A 22,368-nucleotide genomic window follows, 5' to 3' on the forward strand; every position below is an offset into this window, starting at 1 on the left:
TAGTAATTCGTAGTTTGTAATTAAGACTCGTCAGCTTTTATCTGGTTTACCGATTTGCATCTGTAGTCTTATTTTGAAGAATTGGTATGAGGATGTAGACTTTTACTTGAGTCTACATCCTTAATTATTAAGGTTCTTCGTCAAGTAAGTTTTGGGCGCAAGCTAATTGCAATTGAATGATTTCGCTCAGTTGCTGGCTAAATTCTTGTCTAGCTTGTAAAAAAGTAGTATGTGCTTTAGTTAACTTGGAATTGTTAGCGTTTAGCTTTTGATACTGAGTTTTATGGGAGTCGAGCATATTGACGGTATTACTAATTTCCGGAGTTATAACTGGTTGGGTAAAAACGGGTTGAGGAAGTTGTTGGGCAATTGCGCTTGACTCAGAAGATTGTAATTGTTCTCTAATTTCAAAACCGTTATCAATGATATTTTTCATTTCGACTTTTTCTGGTTGCGTATTGGCTGGCGAATTGTGAGAATAATTACTTATGCTTTGAGGATTATGGTTGAAAGCATTCAAAGAATTTATATTTTCAAATCCTTTGAGATTAGGTATGTTTGGATGCTGTTTTTCAGAGCGATCGCTTCTACAATTACCAGCTACATCTTGAAAAAGTTTCCGGTTTTCGTCGCTTAAGATTGTGGCAGTAATTGAGTTTCCTCCCAAAGTAATTTTTCTGAGGGTTAACTTATTTTGCTTGGTAGTTTCTGTTTGGCTGTACAGTAGCGATAAATCTACATTCACCTGATGGCTGAGTAGTTTTGCTAAGGCTTTGACAATAGATGTATGGTCATCCATACCTCTACGATTCAGGGAAACTGTGATGTGTTCTTTATTGCTGAGGGCTTTACCAATCCATCGGGAACAAACACTACCAGCACCCGCTTCAATGAATATGCGAACACCATCTTCGTAGACACGGTTAACTAATCGCGGAAAGTCTAATTCTTGACACAATCCTTTGGCAATGTTGTGAGCGATCGCTTCACTATCAAGTGTGAAAGGTTGATAATCAGCGGCAGAATAAAACACAATACCCGGAATATTCTGTGCTGGTAAAGTGTTGACCTTCTTGATTTCTGGGAATTGCGATCGCATTGCTTCACAATGAATTGCATGGTCAAAGGGAGCCGGAAAAGCATTACAGCCTAAAGTTTGAATTACTCTCTTACAAGCTGCTTCCTCACCCGCAATTAAAACTTCTTCTGGTGTATTGATTTGAGTTAAATAAACACGGTTCTCGTTTTTAATACATTCCCTAACTTGTGATGGGGTAGCCATGAGAACATAGGTACACCAAAACTTGTTATCTGGCGAATCTGGCGTATTTGTTAATCCCCAATACTCACGCACAGCATTTTTTGGGCCAGATAACTTATCGCCAAATAGCGGTGACGAGTTTAAGGTGCTACTTCCGCCTTCAAAATTGCTCCAAACTCCTTGGGCAACCATCATACTAGTTTCACCAAGGCTATAACCAAAAACGCATTTTGGTTTGACTTGAAAATCATCTCGAATAATTGTTGTAATCAATCGAGAATAAGCAATTTCTGTTTCAAACATGGCTAGAGAATCATCTAGCAATTGCTTTTCCAGATTTTCTAGTTGCCTAGTGGTCAACTTCTGCAAACTCCGGGGATAAAGTCGCTGATGAATTTCGATAGCACGGCTAGCAAGACTATTGAAGATTGTGTCATCATAAACTTTTGGAAATAACCGGAAAAGATGCTGACCAATGCCAATATAAGAATTGACCGCCGCTGGATAAACGTAAGCAACTTCTCCAGTTTTACCTAATGGTTTAGGTGTGAAATAACTACCTAAAGGTGTTTGCCAATCAGTTCCACGTTCAAAGGCATTATTTACACCTTTGCGGGCAGATTCAATTTCTTTGAGTAACTCTTTTTTGTTGCGTCCTGTGATTGATAAGACGTACTTGGCTTCAGGATTCTTTTCAAAAGTAGCAAGTGTCTCGCTAGCAGTAGCTGATAAAGAAGAACTATCCTCAATGCTTTTTTGGAGACTGTTAAGCAACTCAGATAAATCGGTGCGATTATCAGCAGCAATGGGGAACAGAGAGAACGGCATTTGTTGCAAATACCTGTTATTTCGCTCTTGTTGGCTGGGTGATTCTGACAAGATTAAATGGGCGTAAGTCCCATCGCATCCCATACCATTAATTGCTGCAACTCTGTGTGAACCATCTTGGCGGAGAAACCAAGGTCTTGATTCTGTAGCGACGTAGAAAGGGCTACCTTCCCATGCTTGCGGTGTTTTCACACCAGACCAGTTAGGAGTAGCAGGAATGTATCTGTAATAGAGACACAAAGCAGTTTTGATTAAGCTGGCAATTCCCGAAGCTACATAGGTATGACCGATATTGGCTTTAACACTACCTAACGCACAGTGCAAACCATCTCCCACCGGGGGATAAGCTTGGAGTAAACCTGTGATTTCCGCTTCATCTTCTTGAGGAATACCACTACCGCAAACTTCCACGTAGTTCACATCTTTGGGTGAAATACCTGCTATCTGGAAAGCTTGGTTACAAACTTGGTTTACAGTTTCCGCATCTACAGAAGTTGAATTGGCTTGTCCGAAACTAATGGCATCAATTACTGCATAGATGCGCTCAGCATTTTCTTTGGTAGCTTCGTGACACTTGAGGACAACTGCACCCGCACCTTCGCCAACCATCCAGCCATTAGCTTGTTGGTCATAACTTAAGGTATTGACGCCAGTATTAACTTTTGCAGTTTGATTTCGCAACAAGACGTTTTCCACGCCACCTGCTAAATCTACAGCACCAACCACTACAGCATCAACTTCCCCAGTAGAAAGTAGCATTTGAGCGACTTCCAAAGCTTTCAGAGCAGAATTTTCGCTAGCAGTCATGGTAAATGCTGGGCCAGTGAAATTCCACATAGCAGAAATCCGGCTGGCCATGATGTTGGCAATGTAACTCAGATATTCACCCAGTTCTACGGGATTGTGAATACTGTCTTGCACAATGGTTTCCAGTTGAGCAAGTTTTTCCTCTGGTAAGGCGATTTCTGCTGCATTCAAGCCATCTTTAATCTGCCAGGGTAAATTCCATCGCTGCTGTAGCTGGTGGACAGAAAATTCTGATTCGGCGGCGATGATAACTGCGACATTGCTACCTTCTTGGATTTTTGCATCTTTGAGGGCGCGATCGCAAACCTTCAGCAGTAACAGTTGTTGCGGATTTAGCTTTTCAACTTCATTCGGCGGAATTTTGTAAGCTAAAGTATCGATTTCAAAATCAGTGATATATGCCCCGGCTGGTGCTTTGCCATCTGGCAAACCGTACTCTTTGAGTAAACTTTCTTGCTCTTCTATACCGTGCCATCGTTGCGGCGGCAAGGAAATAAAATGCTGTTTACCATCATAAATACTCCGCTCAAAAGCATCTAATCCATTGCATTCGCCAAAAAAGGCATCCATGCCGACAATAGCAATTTTAGCTGATGGAATCGGTGCAGTTGGTTCAACTGGTTGTGCTGTAGTTCCTTGTTCAATAATTAAGTGAGAGTTAGTGCCACCAAAACCAAAAGCACTTATAGCTGCCCGTTTAATTGATGTGTTATTGTTTGGCCACGCCGTAGCCTTTCTCACAATACTTTCAGCGGAGATTACACCATTTTCTGATGTTAAAGGTTCAGCAATATTAATGCTTGGTGGAATCACACCATGAGACATACTCAAAATTGCCTTAGTCAAACCAACCATACCAGCAGCAGTTAGTAAGTGACCAACATTAGCTTTCACAGAACCTAGCTGAGGCGTAGCATGATGTTGACCAAAAAAGGTGTCTACTGAGCTGAATTCGGTAGTATCTCCTAACAATGTCCCGGTAGCATGGCACTCTAAATAATCAATGGTTTTGGGACTGATTTGTGCTTCAGCATAGGCTCTTTCAAAAGCTAGAACCTGTCCTTTAGAATTTGGGCTAAGTAGATGTTTGCCTTTGCCATCATTCGATAATCCATTGCCGCAGATGGTAGCAAGAATATTATCACCATCTCTCACAGCATCAGAATATCTCTTGAGCATTACCATCCCAATACCATCAGCGGGAGTTAGCCCTCTAGATGACTTATCAAGGGGACGACTAACACCGTTTTCTGGATATCCTTGAACACCAGAAAATAACATCCGCACAAACAGAGAATCTGCACAACTAATTGCCCCAGCTAACATCACATCGGCTTTACCCGACCATAAATAATGAGATGCCAGTTTAATAGCATAGAACGACGATGAACAAGCAGCATCCAGACATAAATGAATCTGGGATAGAGAAAAAGCTTGAGCAATTACGGCTGCTGGTAAGCCAGAGATCATCGCATTGTATAAAGACGCTTTGGCTGGGTTAGATAAAGAAGCTAAATCAAAATCTTCATACTGCAAAAGTTCTCTGAGAGCAGGAGTAATAGTCTGCTGGTAAATCGGAGAAAATAATTGATTAGATAATTTTGTTGGGAAAGAGAGATTCCCCAAAATTACGCCACACTTTGAAAGAACACTGTGATTACCCCAATAACCACTCTGCAAAATTGCTTGTTTAGCGGCATACAATGACCATTTAAAGGTATTATCTAAACTCGCAACAAGTTCTGTTGGTAGGTTATATTCTGATGGATCAAATTGAAAGTTGCGGACGTATCCACCTTGCAGAGAATATGTTTTGTCTAGTGTACCTTTAACTGGATTGTAAAAAATTGTCGGATCTACACCCATTTCCGCAGAAGTTGCGGATGATGTCGAATCTTTTTGAGCAATTAAATTTTGCCAAAATTCTTCAGGGTTTTGAGCATCGGGGAATAAACAAGATAATCCGACGATCGCAATTTTTTCCACTGCTAAATTCCTCATCAGCTGCTAGGCATTGAACTTACCTGTTTGGGTATTAGGCAAGCGTGAACTAATAGACCGTAGGATTTACGCTGTTCCCCAAACTAAATGCAAGTTAGATGCTTCACGCAGAGGCGCAGAGACACAGAGAAAGAGTTTAAAGCTAGGGCTTACTCGTAACTCTTGTACAGACGCGTAGACGCTCGAAGAGCGGCTTCTCGTAAGAGTATAATCGCGTCTCTACTCTTAACTCCTTAATAATTTCATTGACCAAATAATTGCTTTGGCTCCAAGTAAACGTGAATATACTTTTCCTTCACGGCTATGGATAATAAAATTGGCAGTTGCGCTACTGGCTGTTTTGGCTTTGACTTCACAAGAAACATAAAAAGTTTCATTGATTGGTGTCGCTGCAAACTGTTCGTATTTTTCTACTTGTCCAGGTAAACAACCTTCTTGATGAAAATGCTGTGTCCAAATCCAAAGCGCGTGCATACTCAAGTCAGTTGTATACGGATTAACCCATTTGACGGGAAATTGTCCTTGTTGTTTATCTGAAATATTCTGCCAGAGGCATTCTGTGGTGAGTTTTTCTGTGTTGATATTTAATACTCTTTTGATTTCTTGGAAAGCTGGGCCATGAAATAATGTAGTTCCTCCATTTTGATAAAAAGCTTTACCAGTGCTAGTGATGATGTTATCCGGTTCTAAATTGACAGCATCATAAATTGGTGCAGTGGGAATTTGTAGCAGCAGTTGAATTTGAGCGCTAAAATGATAAAATGTTTTTCCAGCAGGATTTTTACTCGATATTTTTGTGCGTAAGATAATTTCTTGAGAGTTAATCTTAGAAATTTCTTCCACATCTAGAACGTATTCACTTGCAAGCTGTTCATTAAAAGTAATTCCCTTCAAAATTCGGAAATCTTGAGCTGCAAAAAACTTATAACCTGGATAAAGTTGTTCACAGGAATCAATCATCCATGATAGAGCGCAGGTAGCTGGTAGCACTGGAGAACCTGCGATCGTATGATCTATTAAGAAGGGATTTTCTTCTACTGTCATGCGGCGACGCATACGATAAGTGCGGAGTTCAGAATCTAACTCCGTAGCCACATTGACTAGTGGACTACCAATAACAACTTGTGTAGTTTCATGATGCGTAGGATGCAGTTCATTAACTAACATTTGTGTCCCAGCTTCTACAGGAATAACTTCAATTCCTCGTTCAGCAAAAGCTTTTTTAAGTTCTGATGAAACCATTCCACTATCCCAAGCGCCCCAATTAATCGCCACTACATGACAAGCAGGATAGTTTTGTTTAATTAAATGCGCTGACTTGTTGAGAATTTCGTTAGCTACTGCATAATCAGTCTGTCCAATATTTCCGTAAAATCCTGTGACTGAAGAGAACAAAACTAAATGCTCAAGTTGATTAGGATTAACACAATTAAGTAGGTTTTCTAAACCCTGAACTTTTGCTGTGTAGACTTTTTCAAAATCTTGCTCAGTTTTCTTTTCAATTAATTTATCGGCTAAATTTCCAGCACCGTGGATGATTCCGGTAATTGTGCCTAGACGGTTGACAGCAGCAGCAAGTTTTTCTTGTAGTGCCTGTGTATCTGTGACATCGACACTAATATATTCTGCTGTCGCTCCTGTTTGTTGTATCGAAGAGAGAGTTTTTTTAATTTCGCGACTAGAGTTAATTTTGTTATATATCTTCTGCACATTCATGGGTGTGGGCTTCTCACCTTGGGCAAGAAGATTCTCCATGATACGTTTTTTTAATGCTGATTCTTCAAAACAATCATGAGCAAAATCTGGTTCAGTTTCTAAAAGTTCAGAACGACCAAGGAGAATGAATTTGCAAGGTTGTTGCTGTGCTAATTTAATAGTGCAATCAGCCGTAATTCCTTTAGCACCGCCACTTACAACAAATACTGATGATGGACGAATTGGGGCTATTGCTGTCATAAATCCTCGGAAAATACTTGCAGAATAATAATTACTTATTTCCTCTCTTAATCTCTTAATCTCTTTCTCTGTTTCCTCTGTGCCTCTGCGGTTTGTTTTTTTTAATAACCGCAGAGACGCAGAGAGGCAGAGAGAAGAAATTAATCAGCGATGAGGGTGACTCTTCCTTGAGAACCGTAAGCAACTTCGCCAATGTAAAGATTGGGGTCGTGAAGTTCAGCAACGATATGCTCTACTGACTGTTTGGCATCAATAGCTGGATTTAGATCAATCGCCCGGAAGAATACCTTTGGCCATTCCCATCTCAGAGTCTTAGTCAAACCAAATAGACCGGCAGCGATCGCACTAAAATTGACTTTATAATCTAACCCGAAGGCTCCATCAAGATGGGCGACTGTGCAGAAACAACTACGTCCATGACGGGCTGCTTCATTCAAGGATGGTTTGAGATGTTTTGCCATCAAAAATACTTGCTTCACAATCGCCTTTTCTTGTTCCAGATAAGAAACCGGGGCGTTATCTTTTGTCGCAAATACAGGATGTAGATGGATGAAAGCCCCAATCGTGCCACAATGAGTTGCGATCGCTTGCAGTTGTTGTTGGAGATGTTCTTCACTCAAGTTTGCTAGTGTCACGCGAGTTACGCCTGGAGGTAAGGGCGATTGTTGGGGAATCAACGATTGGGGAAAACTTACAACTACTACCTTCCAACCCTGCTCGATTAAGGATTCAGCTAATTGAGAAGTGGTGAGGGAACCATCATCGGTGATTAAACCAACGTGTCCCTCTGGTAAAGTGAAATCCAAATAATCTGGTTGTGGCAGGGTTTTGAGTTTGACGGTACGACGTGGGATATTCGTCTCTATTAAGGGTGGCTGGTCAAACTCAGACTGAGACTTTTTTTTTTCACCTCCAGCTAGCTGCTGAAGATAATCAACTATTTGACCGATGGTGCGTAAGTCGGCGAGTTCTTCTAAATTTGGCTTGGGTAAGTTGGGGTACATTTCTTGCATCGCCCCCAAGATTTCCACCCGTTTGATGGAGTCAATCCCCAAGTCGGCTTCCATGTCCATCTCTAGTTCCAGCATCTCGACTGGGTAACCTGTTTTCTCACTGGTGATGTTTAACAGAGTTTGACCCAAGTCAGCAAAGTCATTTGCGCTTACTGGTTCGGTTACTAGTTCGGTGACTGGTTCAATTACCAGTTCAGTTACTGGTTCGACTGCTGGTGCTGGTTCTGTATTGAATGCAACTATGACGCCAGCTTCAGGTGGAATAATTACCGTAGCTGTGGGCATAGCTACAACTGAAGTATCAGTAGCGTTTTGGACTTCGTGAACCGCAACTTCTACGGTAATACTTTTGGAAGCGTGGGATTGCAGATATTCGACAACTTGTCCGATGGTGCGTTTTTCTGCTAGTTCTTCTAAATTTGGCTTGGGTAGGTTGGGATACATTTCTTGTAAAGCTCCCAAGATTTCTACCCGTTTGATGGAGTCAATACCTAAGTCTGCCTCCATGTCCATGTCCATTTCCAGCATCTCGACTGGGTAACCTGTTTTCTCGCTGGTAATCGCTAACAGGTTTTTATCCAAGTCAAACACATCAACAGTTGCTTCTGTTACAGGTGCTGGTTCTGAACTGAATGCAGTAACTTCGTTGGAGCTAATTTTGACTACTAGCTCTGTATGAGGTTCTACGATTGGCGCAGGAGGAGCAACAGGTGCTTCAATTACAGGTTCTGCGATTGGTGCAGGAGGAGCAACAGGCTCTACGATTGGCGCAACAGAGGGGAGGGGTACTTGGGTAATAGTTGAGCCATTCTTAGCTACTGGCTCAATTGCAGGTAGAGGCTGGGCTTCTACTATTTTGGTTGTGGGGGGAACTGGTGCATCGGTGACAGTTGTTTCGCTGGTGAAAGGAACGAAGTGATGATTGTTGCCTACGCCGTTGCTGAGTTTTTCTGGCTGTGGGATGGATACCACAGATTGAGTTACCGCTTCACCAGAAACTATCTGTGAATACTCTTGTTGGATGAGTTGGAAAAAGTTTTTGGTGTATTCTAGCTGTTCGCGGGTATATTGCTCATGAATGCGTAAGGTTTCACCTTGTTGGGAATGAAACTGCATCATGCTACGCTCTAAGCTTTCGATGACAACTAGCTTCGTCTTGCCAGCTTCTGTTGATGATTTACTGTTACTCAACAAGGAATTTTGCTGCTGCATCAGTTGGAAAAACGTTTTGGCGTATTCCATCTGATGGTTGAGATAAGTTCCGTGAACTTGTAGATTCTCAGCCTGGCTTTGCTGGAACTGCGTCAGGAGGTGTTCTAAACTTTCTAAAAGTCGTTGATAATTTACAAGTTTTTCTGATGAGATTTGCATCTTAGATTCCTGGGCTGGTTGTTGTGCAATGGTCGCAGGATTCATCTGAGGCTTTGGTTCGGTGGTAATAGGAGATATAGGTGAGTTACTCACACTGTTTACTAATGGAGTTGCGATCGCATGATCTTTTTTATGTCCATTAGTTTGTGTAGAGACGCTACTCGTCGCGTCTGTTTTTTCATGTAAATCAGCACTGATAACAGTCTCAGCTGCAACAGCAGGTAATGTTACTTTGTGTCCATCCTGCAAAGCTAGAGCAAAAGCATTTTTCGTTTTTTCGGATCTATAGTTGATGCCGTTTAAACGTACATTCAACACCTTCTTTTTCTCAGGTGCTGGTACTTGGGGAAGTTGGTAAGGATCGAGATTTTTCAAAGCCAAACCAATCACGCGCAACTGCACCACCGCTTCTCTCAAAGAACGATCACTATTCTTTTGAGTGCTGGGGTTCAAAGATACAGTTAGGTGTGGGCGATCGCCGAGAATGTCTTTCACCAAGTTGGTGAGAATTCGTTTCGGCCCAAATTCCACGAAGCAATAACCACCGGCAGCATAGATATTCTCAATCTCTTGCTTAAACAGCACCGAGTTAGATAGGTGGGTTTCCAAGATTTTTTGAATCGCTTGGGGTTCTTTGGGATACTGCTTACTGGTGACGTTGCTGAAAACGGGAATTTGGGGATTGTGGAAGTTGACAGACTTAGTAGCGATCGCAAAGGATTTTTGAGCGAAGGCAATCAACGGTGTGTGGAAGGCTGCGGAGACTGGTAGTAATACAGCCGCATATCCTTGCTGTTGTAGTGCTTGCTGAACTTTGGCGATTTCTGCGGTTGGGCCAGCTAGAACAAATTGCGTAGGAGAATTTTGATTAGCGATCGCAACTTGCGGAAAGTTCTTGAGTACAGCTTGCACTTTGCTGATGTCTTCTTTGACAGCCAGCATACTTCCAGCATCGTGATCAGGGTCTTCTGGTGCAGCCATTGCCTGACCTCTAGCTTTCACGAGGAACAGGTAATCTTCTGTAGTCAAAACACCTGCTGCCCACAAAGCTGTTAGTTCACCAAAGCTGTGTCCCGCGACAAAATCAGACTTGAAGCCAGCTTGTTGCAGTATGGAATAAAGCCCTGCGCTAAACACGCCGATAGCAGGTTGAGCATATTCTGTGCGTTGCAAAGCTGCAATTTGAGCATTTTTTTCTGCCTCATCAAACACAGGATGGGGAAAAACAATCTCAGAGATTGGCTGCAAATTATCTTTGAGTAACAAGCTATCCATATAACCATAGAGACGGCGCAGGGTAGGAAAATTCATCACTGCTTCCCGACCCATCTCTAGGTATTGCGAACCTTGCCCAGAAAACAGCGCCACGACTTTTCCGCCCAGTTCCATACCAGAGGAACGGTAGTAAATTCCTTGGGGATGCTCCCAAGATGCGACGGCAGTTTTGTGCTTCAACAAGTCAATGCTAATTTTCAGTAACTTGCAAGCTTCTTGCAGATTCTCGGCGACAAAGCCAACTCTCGCAGCCGCCAGAGGAATTTCTTGTGATTTGCACTCCTGGACTAATTGTGCATAATGTCTGTCTCCCCCATCTGACTGCAACTTGCCTAAAGTCTCTTCAGATTTAGCTAGTAATTGGGCTGGGGTTGGAGCAAACAACAGCACTTCGTCAGGTGCATTGTGTAAGCGGTAAGGACGGTTCTGGTCGGCTTCGTATTCTTCCAAGACAACGTGATAGTTAGTACCACCAAAACCGAAGGAACTCACACCAGCGCGTCTTGGTGTTTCGCCTTCTGCACGAATCCAAGGTCTGGTTTCTGTATTCAAATAAAAGGATGAATTTTTAATGTTGAGTTTCGGGTTCGGCTCAGTAATGTTAATTGTGGCTGGTAAGACTTTGTGATGGAGTGCCAAAGCAGTTTTCACCAAACTGGCTGCACCCGCCGCTGCTTTTGTGTGTCCGATTTGCGATTTCACACTACCTATAGCAATGTGCTGCTTTTTGGTATCTTGTTCAGCGAGAAAATCTCTTAAAGAACTGAACTCTGTGGGGTCTCCAGCCATTGTGCCTGTGCCGTGGGCTTCTATTAAACCAACTGTGGTGGCAGAAAAGCCTGCATCCTCATAAGCACGTTCTAAAGCTTTGACTTGGCCTTCTTTGCGAGGAGCATAAATGCTCTTGTAGCGTCCATCGCTAGATGTACCAATACCTTTGATTACTGCATAAACTTTGTCATTGTCCCGTTCAGCATCTTCTAAGCGCTTGAGTACCAGCATGGCGATACCTTCACCCAGCATCATCCCATCCGACTTAGCATCGAAAGGTTTGACATTCTCACTGGGGGAAACAGCAGGTGTTTTGCTAAACGAGATATAAGCCATGATGGTGTTATCAGTGTCAACACCACCAGTCAGCATCATGTCAGAACGATGCTCAACCAGTTCACTAATTGCCATCTTTAAAGCACCGAAGGAACTGGCACAAGCAGCGTCAACTACGCAGTTCATGCCGCCAAAGTTGAGACGATTGGCAATTCTACCCGCGATGACGTTAGCTAACATCCCAGGGAAAGCGTTCTCATCCCACTTCACATAGGCACTTTTGATTTTATCGACGATTTTTTGTGTATCTTCATCAGATAAACCACTGCTTTTGAGAACTTTTTCCCAAATGGGGTACTCTAACCTGGCGGATAGCGGCATTCCTAGCTGCTTAGCCATTGCTACGCCTAAGATTACCCCAATAGTTTCACGATTAAATTCGCGTTGTTCGCCATAACCTGCATCTTCCATTGCCTCTTTCGCAACTACTAAACTCAACAGTTGCGATACATCTGTTACTTCTAAGATGCTTGGTGGAATGCCAAATTCCATTGGGTTAAAGTCCACCTCTGGGATAAATCCACCTCTTTTACAGTAGGTTTTATCTTCAGGGGTTCTGGGATTTGGATCGTAGTAATCTTCGACGTTCCAATGTGTGGAGGGAACATCAGTAATACAGTCAATTTTATTTACTATATTTTGCCAATATTCCCGCAAATTTCTGGCTTGAGGTAATAGAGATGCCATGCCCACAATGGCTATAGGATTGTGTTGTAATTGTCTGTTAATTTTGTTAGTTGACACTACTTTGTCTGACTTCATCTTTTTTTCCTCTATAAACTTAATCAAATCTTTTTCACAATTCTTGATTTGGGCTTCCAACTCTGCCAAGGCAGTATCAATTGAATAAGCAGACATAGGACATAGAGTAATCTTGAGTACTGTGGATTGTTCAGCTCCAGTAATTTCTATTACTTCCGAACAATAAAACTCCCTCTGTTATTGCCAGCAGTCAGCTAACTTATCTGCAATCGCAATGTGCCGCAGGCAAGGCTAAATGCTTTTTTATCACTCAATACACACGACACATACTGCCCTTATTCAGCCCTAGATTTATAGGCATTGGTACACAGTGAGCGATCGTGGAAAATGTTATGTAGCGCTGTCTTCTCTTGCCGGAGGCTCTTCTCTACGAGAGGCTGCGCCAACGCGAACGATACTTGATATTGTGGCAATAGATTAATGACGTTGTTGAAACTAGTAAAAAAGTCTTGGAAAGCGTTAGCTGGTTGACCAGTGAATTCAATCCCTTCGCAGTAGTAAAGATTTTGAGCAATTGTATCCCACTGGTGTAATGTAAACTGAGTATTAGCTATCAATACAGAAAGCCTTTTTTCTCCTGAAACAGTTTGCTTACTTAGGTTAATTCCAGTAACGTAGCGTATGTTAATAACAACGTTCTGTATCTTGATAAATGCCATAGCCTGTTTCAGCGCCCAGGATAATATATCTTATGGAATTTGACTAAGGAAAGTTGCCAAGTTCGTTACAGAAAAACACTACTTTAAATCCGAATTAATGCCACATGAAAAAATACTTAAACAGTCGGAGCGTGATGAAAAAGCGGCTAGGTTTAGTTTTTTTCTTTTTAAACTCTCGCTTAAATAACTAATTTGCCTTACCGCTTTGAAGCATTGAATTAATAAAAAGACTAACATACTTTACATAAACTAAATCATTTCTTTAGAGGAATTTTAGAAATGATTCAAATAACCACTGATGTAATTTTCGATTTTTTTTAATTAATTAAGTATCTTTTGTGACTTCAAAATAAGTTAAAATCTTTGGTTTTTAGTGATTATACATAAATTTTTATTGATTAAAATTACATTACAAATATATCTATCTAAGACACAATTTAATAGACTAATTGCAAAAACCAGAAGCACAGCAAAAGCTTCCACAAGGGTAAGTCTGTATATTGGTTGCGTTGCTCATAATCTCAGAATATACACTGATACTATGCTGTTAAACTGTATTATTTGCTATTAATAATTAGCTAGTACTGGTTAATATAAAAAATTAATTAATACACATACATATCGAATAACTATAGGTATATTTTTTTTATAAATGCATAATATTTAAGTTAAAGTTTTTGATGGACTTTTAATATAAATAGAGTTAAGAACTTAAATGGTTATCTATAAAGCAAAGGTTAATTTTAGTATGGTGCATAATAAACATAAACGAGAGTGCTGAGTATTTAGTAGCAGAAAATAGCTTAACTTTGAATCCTGACTTGTGAATTATGCTCTCTCTTTAATTGGTATTATCAAAATTAGACTTTTGTTGACAATTATCGTCAGAATGTCTTATTGCACACAACTAGACTAAACCTACTCTGCTAATAATATTAAATCAAGATGCTAACAATTAATTAGAATTGTAGTTGTTAGAGATATCTAAATTGTGTCAGTCTCTATTTTTTAATATGAAAGATATGGCGGTGATTTAAAATAAAAATGTGTAAAGTCACTGATTGACAAATCCAAAAAATATTGCCATACTTGAACACAGGTTTATCCAAATTTTTCCAGGTTATTTTATTAACGCTTCGTTCTTCCTGAGATTCTTGTTTTTTAGCTAGCGATATTGTATTTTACGCTACTTGATTCGATGTCAAATTAGGATAAAACTTAAAGAGCTTTGAAGTAACGCCACTACTAATTTTGATGCCAACCTAGTGATGTATGGGGGCTATAAAGGCGTAGAACAATTGATATAAAACTAACTAGGCTTATTTACTTTCTGAAGGTAAAACCAGAGAGGAAAAGTCTTCTGAGATAATTTTTGGATGCGTCTCTTCTAATCGACTGATATAGCCGTTGAAGCTATCCCTTGGTAAAGCAGAATTGGAACGAAAATATGGCAGTAAATAAAGAAAGTCGATTATTCACAAAACCCGCAGGTCGGTGGCGAATAATATTTGCAACTTCTATCCTTTTAGCAACCGGACTAGTATCTTTCTATAGCTTGTCACAGTTTGGGTCTCGACCTAAAGTTCAGACTCCTCCAGCAAATTCTCCAAAAGCTGTGACTCCTGTAAAAGTTGCTGTGACTGCTTTGGGACGTTTGCAGCCAGAAGGTGAAATTCGTTCTTTGTCTGCACCTAGTTCCAATAATGGTGTGCGGGTAGACAAGCTGTTGGTAAAGGAAGGAGACGAAGTTAAAGCAGGGCAAGTATTGGCGTATTTGGAAGATTACAGCCGTGCTACAGCAGCTTTACAACAGTCTATTGACAAGTTGCAAATTGCCAAAGCTAAACTAGCGCAGGTCAAATCTGGGGCGAAAAGCGGAGATATCAATGCTCAAAAAGCAGCAGTTGCGAGTTTAGAGTCTCAATTCAAGGGAGACGTTGCAACGCAAGAGGCGACAGTTGCGCGTATCCAAGCTGAGGTAGACAACGCTCAAGCCGAGAACGATCGCTATCAACAATTATATAAACAAGGTGCGATCGCAGCTTCCACAGCAGATACTAAAGCTTTGCAACTCAAGACTGCACAACAGCAGCTAACAGAAGCCCAAGCATCTCTCAAGCGTACTCAAAACACTTATCAACAACAGCAAAAAGAAGCACAGGCCAAACTCAACAGTATTAGTGAGGTGCGTGGTGTCGATGTTGAAGCCGCACAAGCTGATGTTACCAGTGCTGTAACTGCTATCAAACAAGCAAAAGCAGACCAAGAGTTAACTTATATCAAATCTCCCATCAATGGCAAGATTTTGAAAATTCATGCCAAAACTGGAGAAGTCATCAGCACTACTGGATTTGCTGAGATTGGTAAGACCTCTAAAATGTATGCGATCGCAGAGGTGTACCAAACAGATATTCAAAAAGTGCGCATTGGACAAAAAGCTAAAATTACTAGCACAGCATTTCCTGGAACAATACAAGGAACTGTCAAGGAAATTGCTTGGCAAGTTGATAAACAAAGCATCTTCAGTATCAACCCTGGCGCAGATACAGACCGCAGAATAGTTGAGGTAAAAGTCGCGATCGATAAACCGGCAGATAGCAACCGCGTAGCTGGTCTAACCAACTTACAAGTAGATGTTGCTATCCAGCTATAGTCAAGAGTCAAAAGTCAAAAGTCATTAATTAGTGGTTAAAAACAACTAATGACAAATGACAAATAACAATTAAAAAGTGAATCCATGAATTTTAAGATTCCTTTGGCATGGCTACAGCTAGCTCAGCAAAAATTTCGTTTTCTGATAGCTATAGCAGGGATTGCTTTTATTGTACTACTAATGTTTGTGCAACTTGGTTTCCAAGATGCTCTCTATTCTAGTGCTACAGCAGTTCATCAGAAACTACGAGGAGATTTATTTTTAGTAAGTTCGCAATATAAATCTTTGACGTCAAATCAAAGCTTTTCGCGGACTCGCTTATATCAAGCTTTAGGATTTGATGGTGTAGAGTCAGTTAACTCTATATATTTACAATTTGCAAAGCTAAAAAATCCTGTAACTGGAGAGAAATATTCAATATATGTTATTGGTTTCGATCCAGCAATATCTGTAATGAATATCCCAGAAGTGGAGATAAATTTAGATAAGCTCAAAATGCCTGATGTCATGCTTTTTGACCGAGATTCTCGCACCGAGTTTGGCCCAATTGCTGAAGAATTTAAGGTGGGAGATATTAATCAGACAATTGAAATATTTCCCTATAACTCATTAATTGGCTATAAAGTAAGAGTTGGTGGCTTATTTAGCTTGGGGCCATCCTTTGGAGTAGATGGTAACTTACTAGTTAGCGATTCAACTTTCCTGAGAATAAATCCAAACACTCGTCCGGCAGACATGATAGATGTCGGCGTCATCTCTCTCAAACCTAATGCTGATGAAGAAAGAATACTAAAAAACTTGCAAGAAACTTTACCTGATGATGTTCAAGTTTTTACTCGCCAAGGTTTCATTGAGTTTGAGAAAAAATATTGGTCTGTCAGAACACCTATTGGTTTTATACTTAACCTAATGCTGACAATGGCTTCTGTTGTTGGGGTGGTTATCGTCTATCAAATACTTTACAGCAATATTGCTACACAATTTATTGCTTACGCCACTTTAAAAGCTATAGGTTATGCAAATATCTATTTATTAAATGTGGTTTTTCAGCAAGCTTTAATATTAGCAATATTAGGTTACATACCAGGATTTATTGCTTCAATAGGGTTATATGATTTTGCAATGAAAGCCACTAAATTACCGATAGTTATGACTGGTAATAATGCTTTTCTTGTCTTAACATCAACAATTTTAATTTGTATAACCTCCGGAGCGCTCGCCATCAACAAACTCCGCTCCGCAGATCCCGCAGATATTTTCTAGGTATAGAAATATGAGGGAGAATAACTTTTGTACAGACGCGGTTAATGGCGTCTCTACTCATCACGCTGCTAAACGCCCCGCTACCGCTAACAAAATTAGCACTTTCAAGGTAGTTAGTACAGCCTTGCCTTAACAAATAATCACCTATTCTGAAGTTTTTCAACTGAATTTAATCATCATACTAAATTGGCGAATTTAGTAGTTTTTAATATTCTACAAAATAGCCTTTTGGTAAAGACTATTAATTTCAAATCTAAAATTGGTATAACTCCTGATCTATGAACCTCAAAAACAAAACTCTTCTAATTACTGGCATTAACGAATTTATCGGTTTGCGTACAGCGGAGTTAGCTATAGCGCAGGGAATGAAAGTTCGTGGATTGCAAAGCTCTACAGAACAAGACAAAAAATTACAAGATTTGGGCGTTGAGGTAATTGTTGGCAGTATTACCGACTTTACTACTGCTCAAAAAGCTTGTCAGGGAGTAGATATCGTATTACACACAGCTCAAATTGCTCAAGAAGCTGGGCCAATCAAAGATTTTCGTGAAGTAAATGTTGGCGGTACTGTCAACATGGCTAAAGCTGCTAAACAAGCTGGTATTAAAACTTTTGTGCATCTATCTAGTGTGATGGTTTACGGTTTTAACTATGCTGATGGTGTTACAGAATCCGGGCCACTCTCTGGTGAAAATAATTCTTACTGTCAAACAAAAATAGAAGCCGAATTAGCACTATTAGAGCTAAGCAATTCACCCGATTTTGGCATAATTATCATTCGAGCTGGAGACGTTTATGGCCCAGGAAGTATCCCCTGGATAGCCAGACCAATTCACATGATGCGTCAAAAGTTATTTGCTTATGCCAATGATGGAAAAGGTGTGATTAATCATGTCTATGTAGATAACTTGATTGATGCCATCTTTCTAGCAATAGAAAAAGAGATTTACGGAGAAGTACTTAACATCACCGATGGGCAAGAGACTTCTTGGAAAGAGTATTTTATGCGCCTAGCAGCAATGGAAGGATTACCCGCACCCCTTTCATTACCAAAAGATGAAATCAAGCTGTTTCTGCGGTTGCGTGTCCAAGGACAAAAACTTTTTCGGAAGAAAGCCGATATTTTACCAGAGTCGATAGATTTTATGACTCGCCCTTATGCTTGCTCTATTGCCAAAGCACAGAATCTATTAAATTATAAACCAACAATTGACTTAGAAGAGGGAATGCAGCGAACACATGAATGGCTGCAAAAGACAGATATCCAAAAGTTGCTTCAATAATCAAATGCATTTTTTACAGCAGGATTCAGTAATTTTAATTCAAGAACCTGAAGTAAGACAGGTTTTCTGACTAGCTTTGAGAGCTAATTGCTGTACTTCACCTTTCTTGAAATGCGCTGGTAATCATAAATGCACCTAAACGGAGTAACGCTGCGGGAATACAACAGGCAATGAAAGCCTTTTTACTTCTGCTTAGGTGCATTTTACTTTCAACAAAATACCTGTTGATTCTGGTCTAGTATTACAAGAAAATTTACTAAAACTTATTTTACTAGTCCCAAATGAATCTTTTGAAGAATGCCATCTTTCTGATGATAGATTTCCTAACATATATATCAATTAATTGTATTACAGAAGCACATTATTCTCTCAAAATATGAAGCAATAATTAATTTAAAAGTGATGGCACAACGTATATAAGACTAATTGCAATAGCTGGATATTTAGGAGTTGATAAAATAGTCTACAGTTTTTATGATATCTACTTTTATATGAATAAAAATCTGCCACGAGTGAGCATTGGACTACCTGTATACAATGGTGAAAAATTTGTCAAAGAAGCCATAGATTCACTTTTGGCTCAGAGCTTTGAAAATTTTGAGCTAATTATTTCAGATAATGCATCTACAGATAAAACAGAGGAAATTTGTCGAACATACGCTGAGCAAGACAAACGTATACGTTATTACCGCAATGAAAAGAATATCGGTTGCGCTCCTAACTTCAATCGTGTCTTTGAATTGTCTTCTGGTGAGTACTTTAAGTGGGCAGCCTATGATGATCTACACGCTCCAGATTTTTTAACGAAATGTGTTGAGGTACTCGACAAAGACCCTAGTGTAATTTTGTGCCACTCCCATGCATACTTTATTGATGAAGATGGTAAGTTTATCCAAAACTACAACATCAAACTCAAAACAGATTCACCAAAGCCACACAAACGTTTTCACGAATTGCTTCGTATCCACGTAAATTACCAGTGTTACGGGGTAATTCGTGCTAGTGCGCTCAGGGCGGTACCACCGATGGGTAGCTACGCTCAAGCAGATGCAACTTTGTTGTTAAGACTTGGTATTCTTGGTAGGTTTTATGAAATCCCTGAATACCTGTTTTTTGCTAGATATCATCCACAACAATCGATGAGTATGTTCTGTCCAAATTACTTATCGGTAATTAACAATAATCCAAAGGAATTGTTGAATATGTTGCCTGATTTCTATGCTTACTCAGTGTGGTTTGATTCAGCAAATGATAAAAGGATTTTGTTACCACATTGGAGAATATGTTGGGAATATGTGGTTTCTATCTGGTTGTTTAAACTGAGTTTGTATGAGCGGCTGTGTTGTTCGATAAGTCTCTATACGCAGATGAAAGGTAGAAAATATCTGCTACTAAAAGATTTGTTGAAGGTGTTTCAAGCATTTTGGCGACGGGGATTAATTAAAAAACAGCAAAACACACTTAGTTTGAATTAAGCAGCTAGAAAACAAAAGCTTGCTGCCTGATCTGGTTTTAAGTATCGAATTAAAAGCAAAAATTACCTTCTGTTCACTACCTACAAGATTATGCTGAAACTATCTCTATTCCGTCATTTATTTTTCGCGACTTTAGTAAGCATCAGCTTCGCTAAAACTGTAAATGCCGAACCGACTGCAACACTTACTGTTACTGTAAATGGCATACATCACCAAAAAGGTGAGGTTTGTTTTAGAGTTTTTGGAGATGAACGAGGATTCCCTCTAGGTAATACCAGTGAAGTTCAAAGCGGCTGCGCTAAGATTACTGGAAATTCTGTAAAAAAGGTTTTTTCTGGCTTGAAGCCTGGAGCTTATGCTGTTGCCGTAGTTGATGATCAAAATGGCGATCGCAAACTCAACAGTGACTTTTTCGGTATTCCCAAAGAAGGTTTTGGAATTTCTAAAAATCCCACTGTTTCTATTGTAACTGGTACACCAAAGTTCCGCGATGCCAGTTTTGTGGTCAACAAAAATACCAAAGTCAATATTCAGATGAAATACTCACTTGACCCCTAAAACAGAAGTTTATACCAATTCTTAATTAAGGAATTCAGATTAAATCTGGGTTTCCTAATTAAATCTAAGCTTCTTTGAGAAAAGGGGTATTCATTGTAATAGGTAACTGTGCAAAAGCTATTACCTATTACAGCAATTTTCCAACTAATAGACTACGTTAGGGCAAAGTGTGGGAAGTAAGTAATACCATTTTGAAAAAAGAATGTGACAAATAGACCATCTGTAGAGACGCGATTCATCGCGTCTTCACCCAAGGATGTGTTGCAATCATTAATTGAATTGGTATAAGGAATAGTGTAGTCGCATCAATTGAGAACTGCTATAAACAAGCCGATATTCTGCCGGAGACTAAAAGTGTAATGGAAGATTTGACGATATTTCTGTCTAAGTCTTTGTTCGGTTGGCTAGCTATCCAGGTATGTTTAACGCTTGTCTTTTTATGGTATCTGCGATCGCATCAAAAAAAGCTATTACCAGACGACCAATTACCCAAAACAGCAGTGATTCTTTGCCTACGTGGGGCTGATCCGTTTTTGCCTAAATGTTTGCGATCGCTGTTACAACAAAATTACCCAGAGTATGATTTAAAGCTGATCGTTGATAGTCACGAAGATCCTGCTTGGAAAATTGCCCACGATACAATCACTGACCAAGGAACAACCAACGTTCAAATCAGCCCTTTAAGAATTGTACGCAACAATTGTAGTCTTAAATGCAGTTCTGTACTGCAAGCTGTCCGGGAATTAGATGAATCTTACAAGGTGGTTGCTTTTGTAGATGCTGATACAATAGTCCATCCAAATTGGTTGCGAGAATTAGTCAGTCCTCTCGCTGATGCTAAAGTAGGGGCGACAACAGGTAACCGTTGGTACGCTCCAACAGGTCAATATTGGGGGTCTTTAGTCCGATACATCGGCAATGTATCTACAGTCGTGCAAATGTTCCTCTTTCAGATTCCTTGGGGAGGAACTTTGGCAGTAAAAACAGAAGTACTTCGCAAAACAAAACTGCTAGATCAGTGGGCGAAAGCTTTAGGAGAAGACCTAATAATACACAAGGCTTTAAAAGAGCATGGGCTGCAAGTTAAGTTTGTGCCTTCTCTACTAATAGTCAATCGTGAAGAGACTGATTTACTGAGCTTAGTAGACTCTCTTAAACGGCTGATGGTCTGTTCTCGATTTTATCATCCACGTTGGTTAGCTTTAGTTAGTGAAGCCATTTCTAGCATACTCTTTCCTACTACAGTCATAGTATTATTTCTGGAGTCATTGTTAGAAACACAATGGCAAACAGCGGCTTTTTTGTTTGGCTGCTATAGTCTTTATACTGTAGGATTACTTTTGCTGATGCTCGTTTTAGAGCTTGGAATACAGGAAGTAATTCGCTCAAACGATCAGCCGACAACAAAATTATCTGCTACGACAGTTATAAAAATGTTGATTGGGATTCCTTTAACCCAGTGGATTTATGGGTTAGCGCTACTATCATCCTTGTGGATATCAACAGTTACTTGGCGCGGTGTTGCCTATCGGGTTAGCGGCCCCTGGAATATTCGGTTAGTTGAATACCGTCCTTACCAGTGGTTGGATCAACCTGTTGATAACAAGGTTTCTCTTTAAATTGATGCAGATATTCGCAGTCTCACGATTTTAATTAATGCGACAAATCCTTTGGTAGAGACGTTGCATTGCAACGTCTCTACACATGGTCTATCTGCCACGTTCTTGTTTTTAGCTAGTATTATTCTAGATTTAGTAAACCCAAATTAGCTACAACTATTGTCAATATCTATAATATAGTTTGTTGAACAGCAAAATATATTTGGATTAGCGACAATAATTTATAGAAATATATTAAGGGGAACTTTGAGTTAGTAGTTTGAATCTTTTGATAATTTTTGAGCAAGGTCAGAAACATTCTCTTCAGCATCTACAATTTAGGCTATTTGTAAATGCGTAAATCCTTAATCAGATTATATTACCGGGAATAGCTGCGCTATTAGCTAGATACTAGTAGTACAGAGCAAAGAATCAGGATGTTCATGAAAGATTTGCTGCGTAAGTCCTAAATCTAAAACCAGCATTTTCGTGAAATAT

General features: G+C 40.0%; 9 protein-coding genes and 1 pseudogene. 6 read left to right on the forward strand and 4 right to left on the reverse strand.

Features of this window, described 5'->3' with window-relative positions:
* Window positions 1-127 precede the first annotated feature (127 nt).
* The 4 genes and pseudogenes from WKK05_RS35270 to WKK05_RS35285 all read right to left on the reverse strand — a co-directional run.
* Complete coding sequence (locus WKK05_RS35270) at window positions 128-4,882, reverse strand: PfaB family protein (protein WP_341531278.1); 4,755 nt, start codon at window positions 4,880-4,882, stop codon at window positions 128-130.
* 240 nt (window positions 4,883-5,122) lie between these two features.
* Window positions 5,123-6,853, reverse strand: a complete 1,731-nt coding sequence (locus WKK05_RS35275; RefSeq protein WP_341527601.1) for an SDR family NAD(P)-dependent oxidoreductase — start codon at window positions 6,851-6,853, stop codon at window positions 5,123-5,125.
* A 140-nt stretch (window positions 6,854-6,993) separates the two neighbouring features.
* Window positions 6,994-12,477 (reverse strand): beta-ketoacyl synthase N-terminal-like domain-containing protein, encoded by a 5,484-nt coding sequence (locus WKK05_RS35280; RefSeq protein WP_341527602.1) that lies wholly within the window; start codon window positions 12,475-12,477, stop codon window positions 6,994-6,996.
* 296 nt (window positions 12,478-12,773) lie between these two features.
* Window positions 12,774-13,040, reverse strand: a pseudogene (locus WKK05_RS35285) (hypothetical protein); the annotation flags it as partial.
* Window positions 13,041-14,487: 1,447 nt separating this feature from the next.
* On the opposite strand from WKK05_RS35285, the gene WKK05_RS35290 reads away from it, so the two are divergent.
* The 6 genes from WKK05_RS35290 (at window position 14,488) to WKK05_RS35315 (ending at window position 21,891) form a co-directional block, all read left to right on the forward strand.
* Complete coding sequence (locus WKK05_RS35290; protein WP_341527603.1) at window positions 14,488-15,693, forward strand: ABC exporter membrane fusion protein; 1,206 nt, start codon at window positions 14,488-14,490, stop codon at window positions 15,691-15,693.
* Window positions 15,694-15,777: 84 nt separating this feature from the next.
* Window positions 15,778-16,956 (forward strand): ABC transporter permease DevC, encoded by a 1,179-nt coding sequence (gene devC / locus WKK05_RS35295; protein WP_341527604.1) that lies wholly within the window; start codon window positions 15,778-15,780, stop codon window positions 16,954-16,956.
* A gap of 278 nt (window positions 16,957-17,234) precedes the next feature.
* Complete coding sequence (locus tag WKK05_RS35300) at window positions 17,235-18,239, forward strand: NAD-dependent epimerase/dehydratase family protein (RefSeq protein WP_341527605.1); 1,005 nt, start codon at window positions 17,235-17,237, stop codon at window positions 18,237-18,239.
* 491 nt (window positions 18,240-18,730) lie between these two features.
* Window positions 18,731-19,714, forward strand: a complete 984-nt coding sequence (locus WKK05_RS35305) for a glycosyltransferase family 2 protein (RefSeq protein WP_341527606.1) — start codon at window positions 18,731-18,733, stop codon at window positions 19,712-19,714.
* Between the two features lie 90 nt (window positions 19,715-19,804).
* Entirely contained in the window at window positions 19,805-20,272 is a 468-nt protein-coding gene (locus tag WKK05_RS35310; RefSeq protein WP_341527607.1) for a DUF2141 domain-containing protein, read from the forward strand.
* A 359-nt stretch (window positions 20,273-20,631) separates the two neighbouring features.
* On the forward strand, window positions 20,632-21,891 hold the full coding sequence (locus WKK05_RS35315; protein WP_341527608.1) for a glycosyltransferase family 2 protein: 1,260 nt from the start codon (window positions 20,632-20,634) through the stop codon (window positions 21,889-21,891).
* Window positions 21,892-22,368 lie beyond the last annotated feature (477 nt).

The sequence above is a fragment of the Nostoc sp. UHCC 0302 genome, from assembly GCF_038096175.1.
Taxonomy (GTDB): Bacteria; Cyanobacteriota; Cyanobacteriia; order Cyanobacteriales; family Nostocaceae; genus UHCC-0302.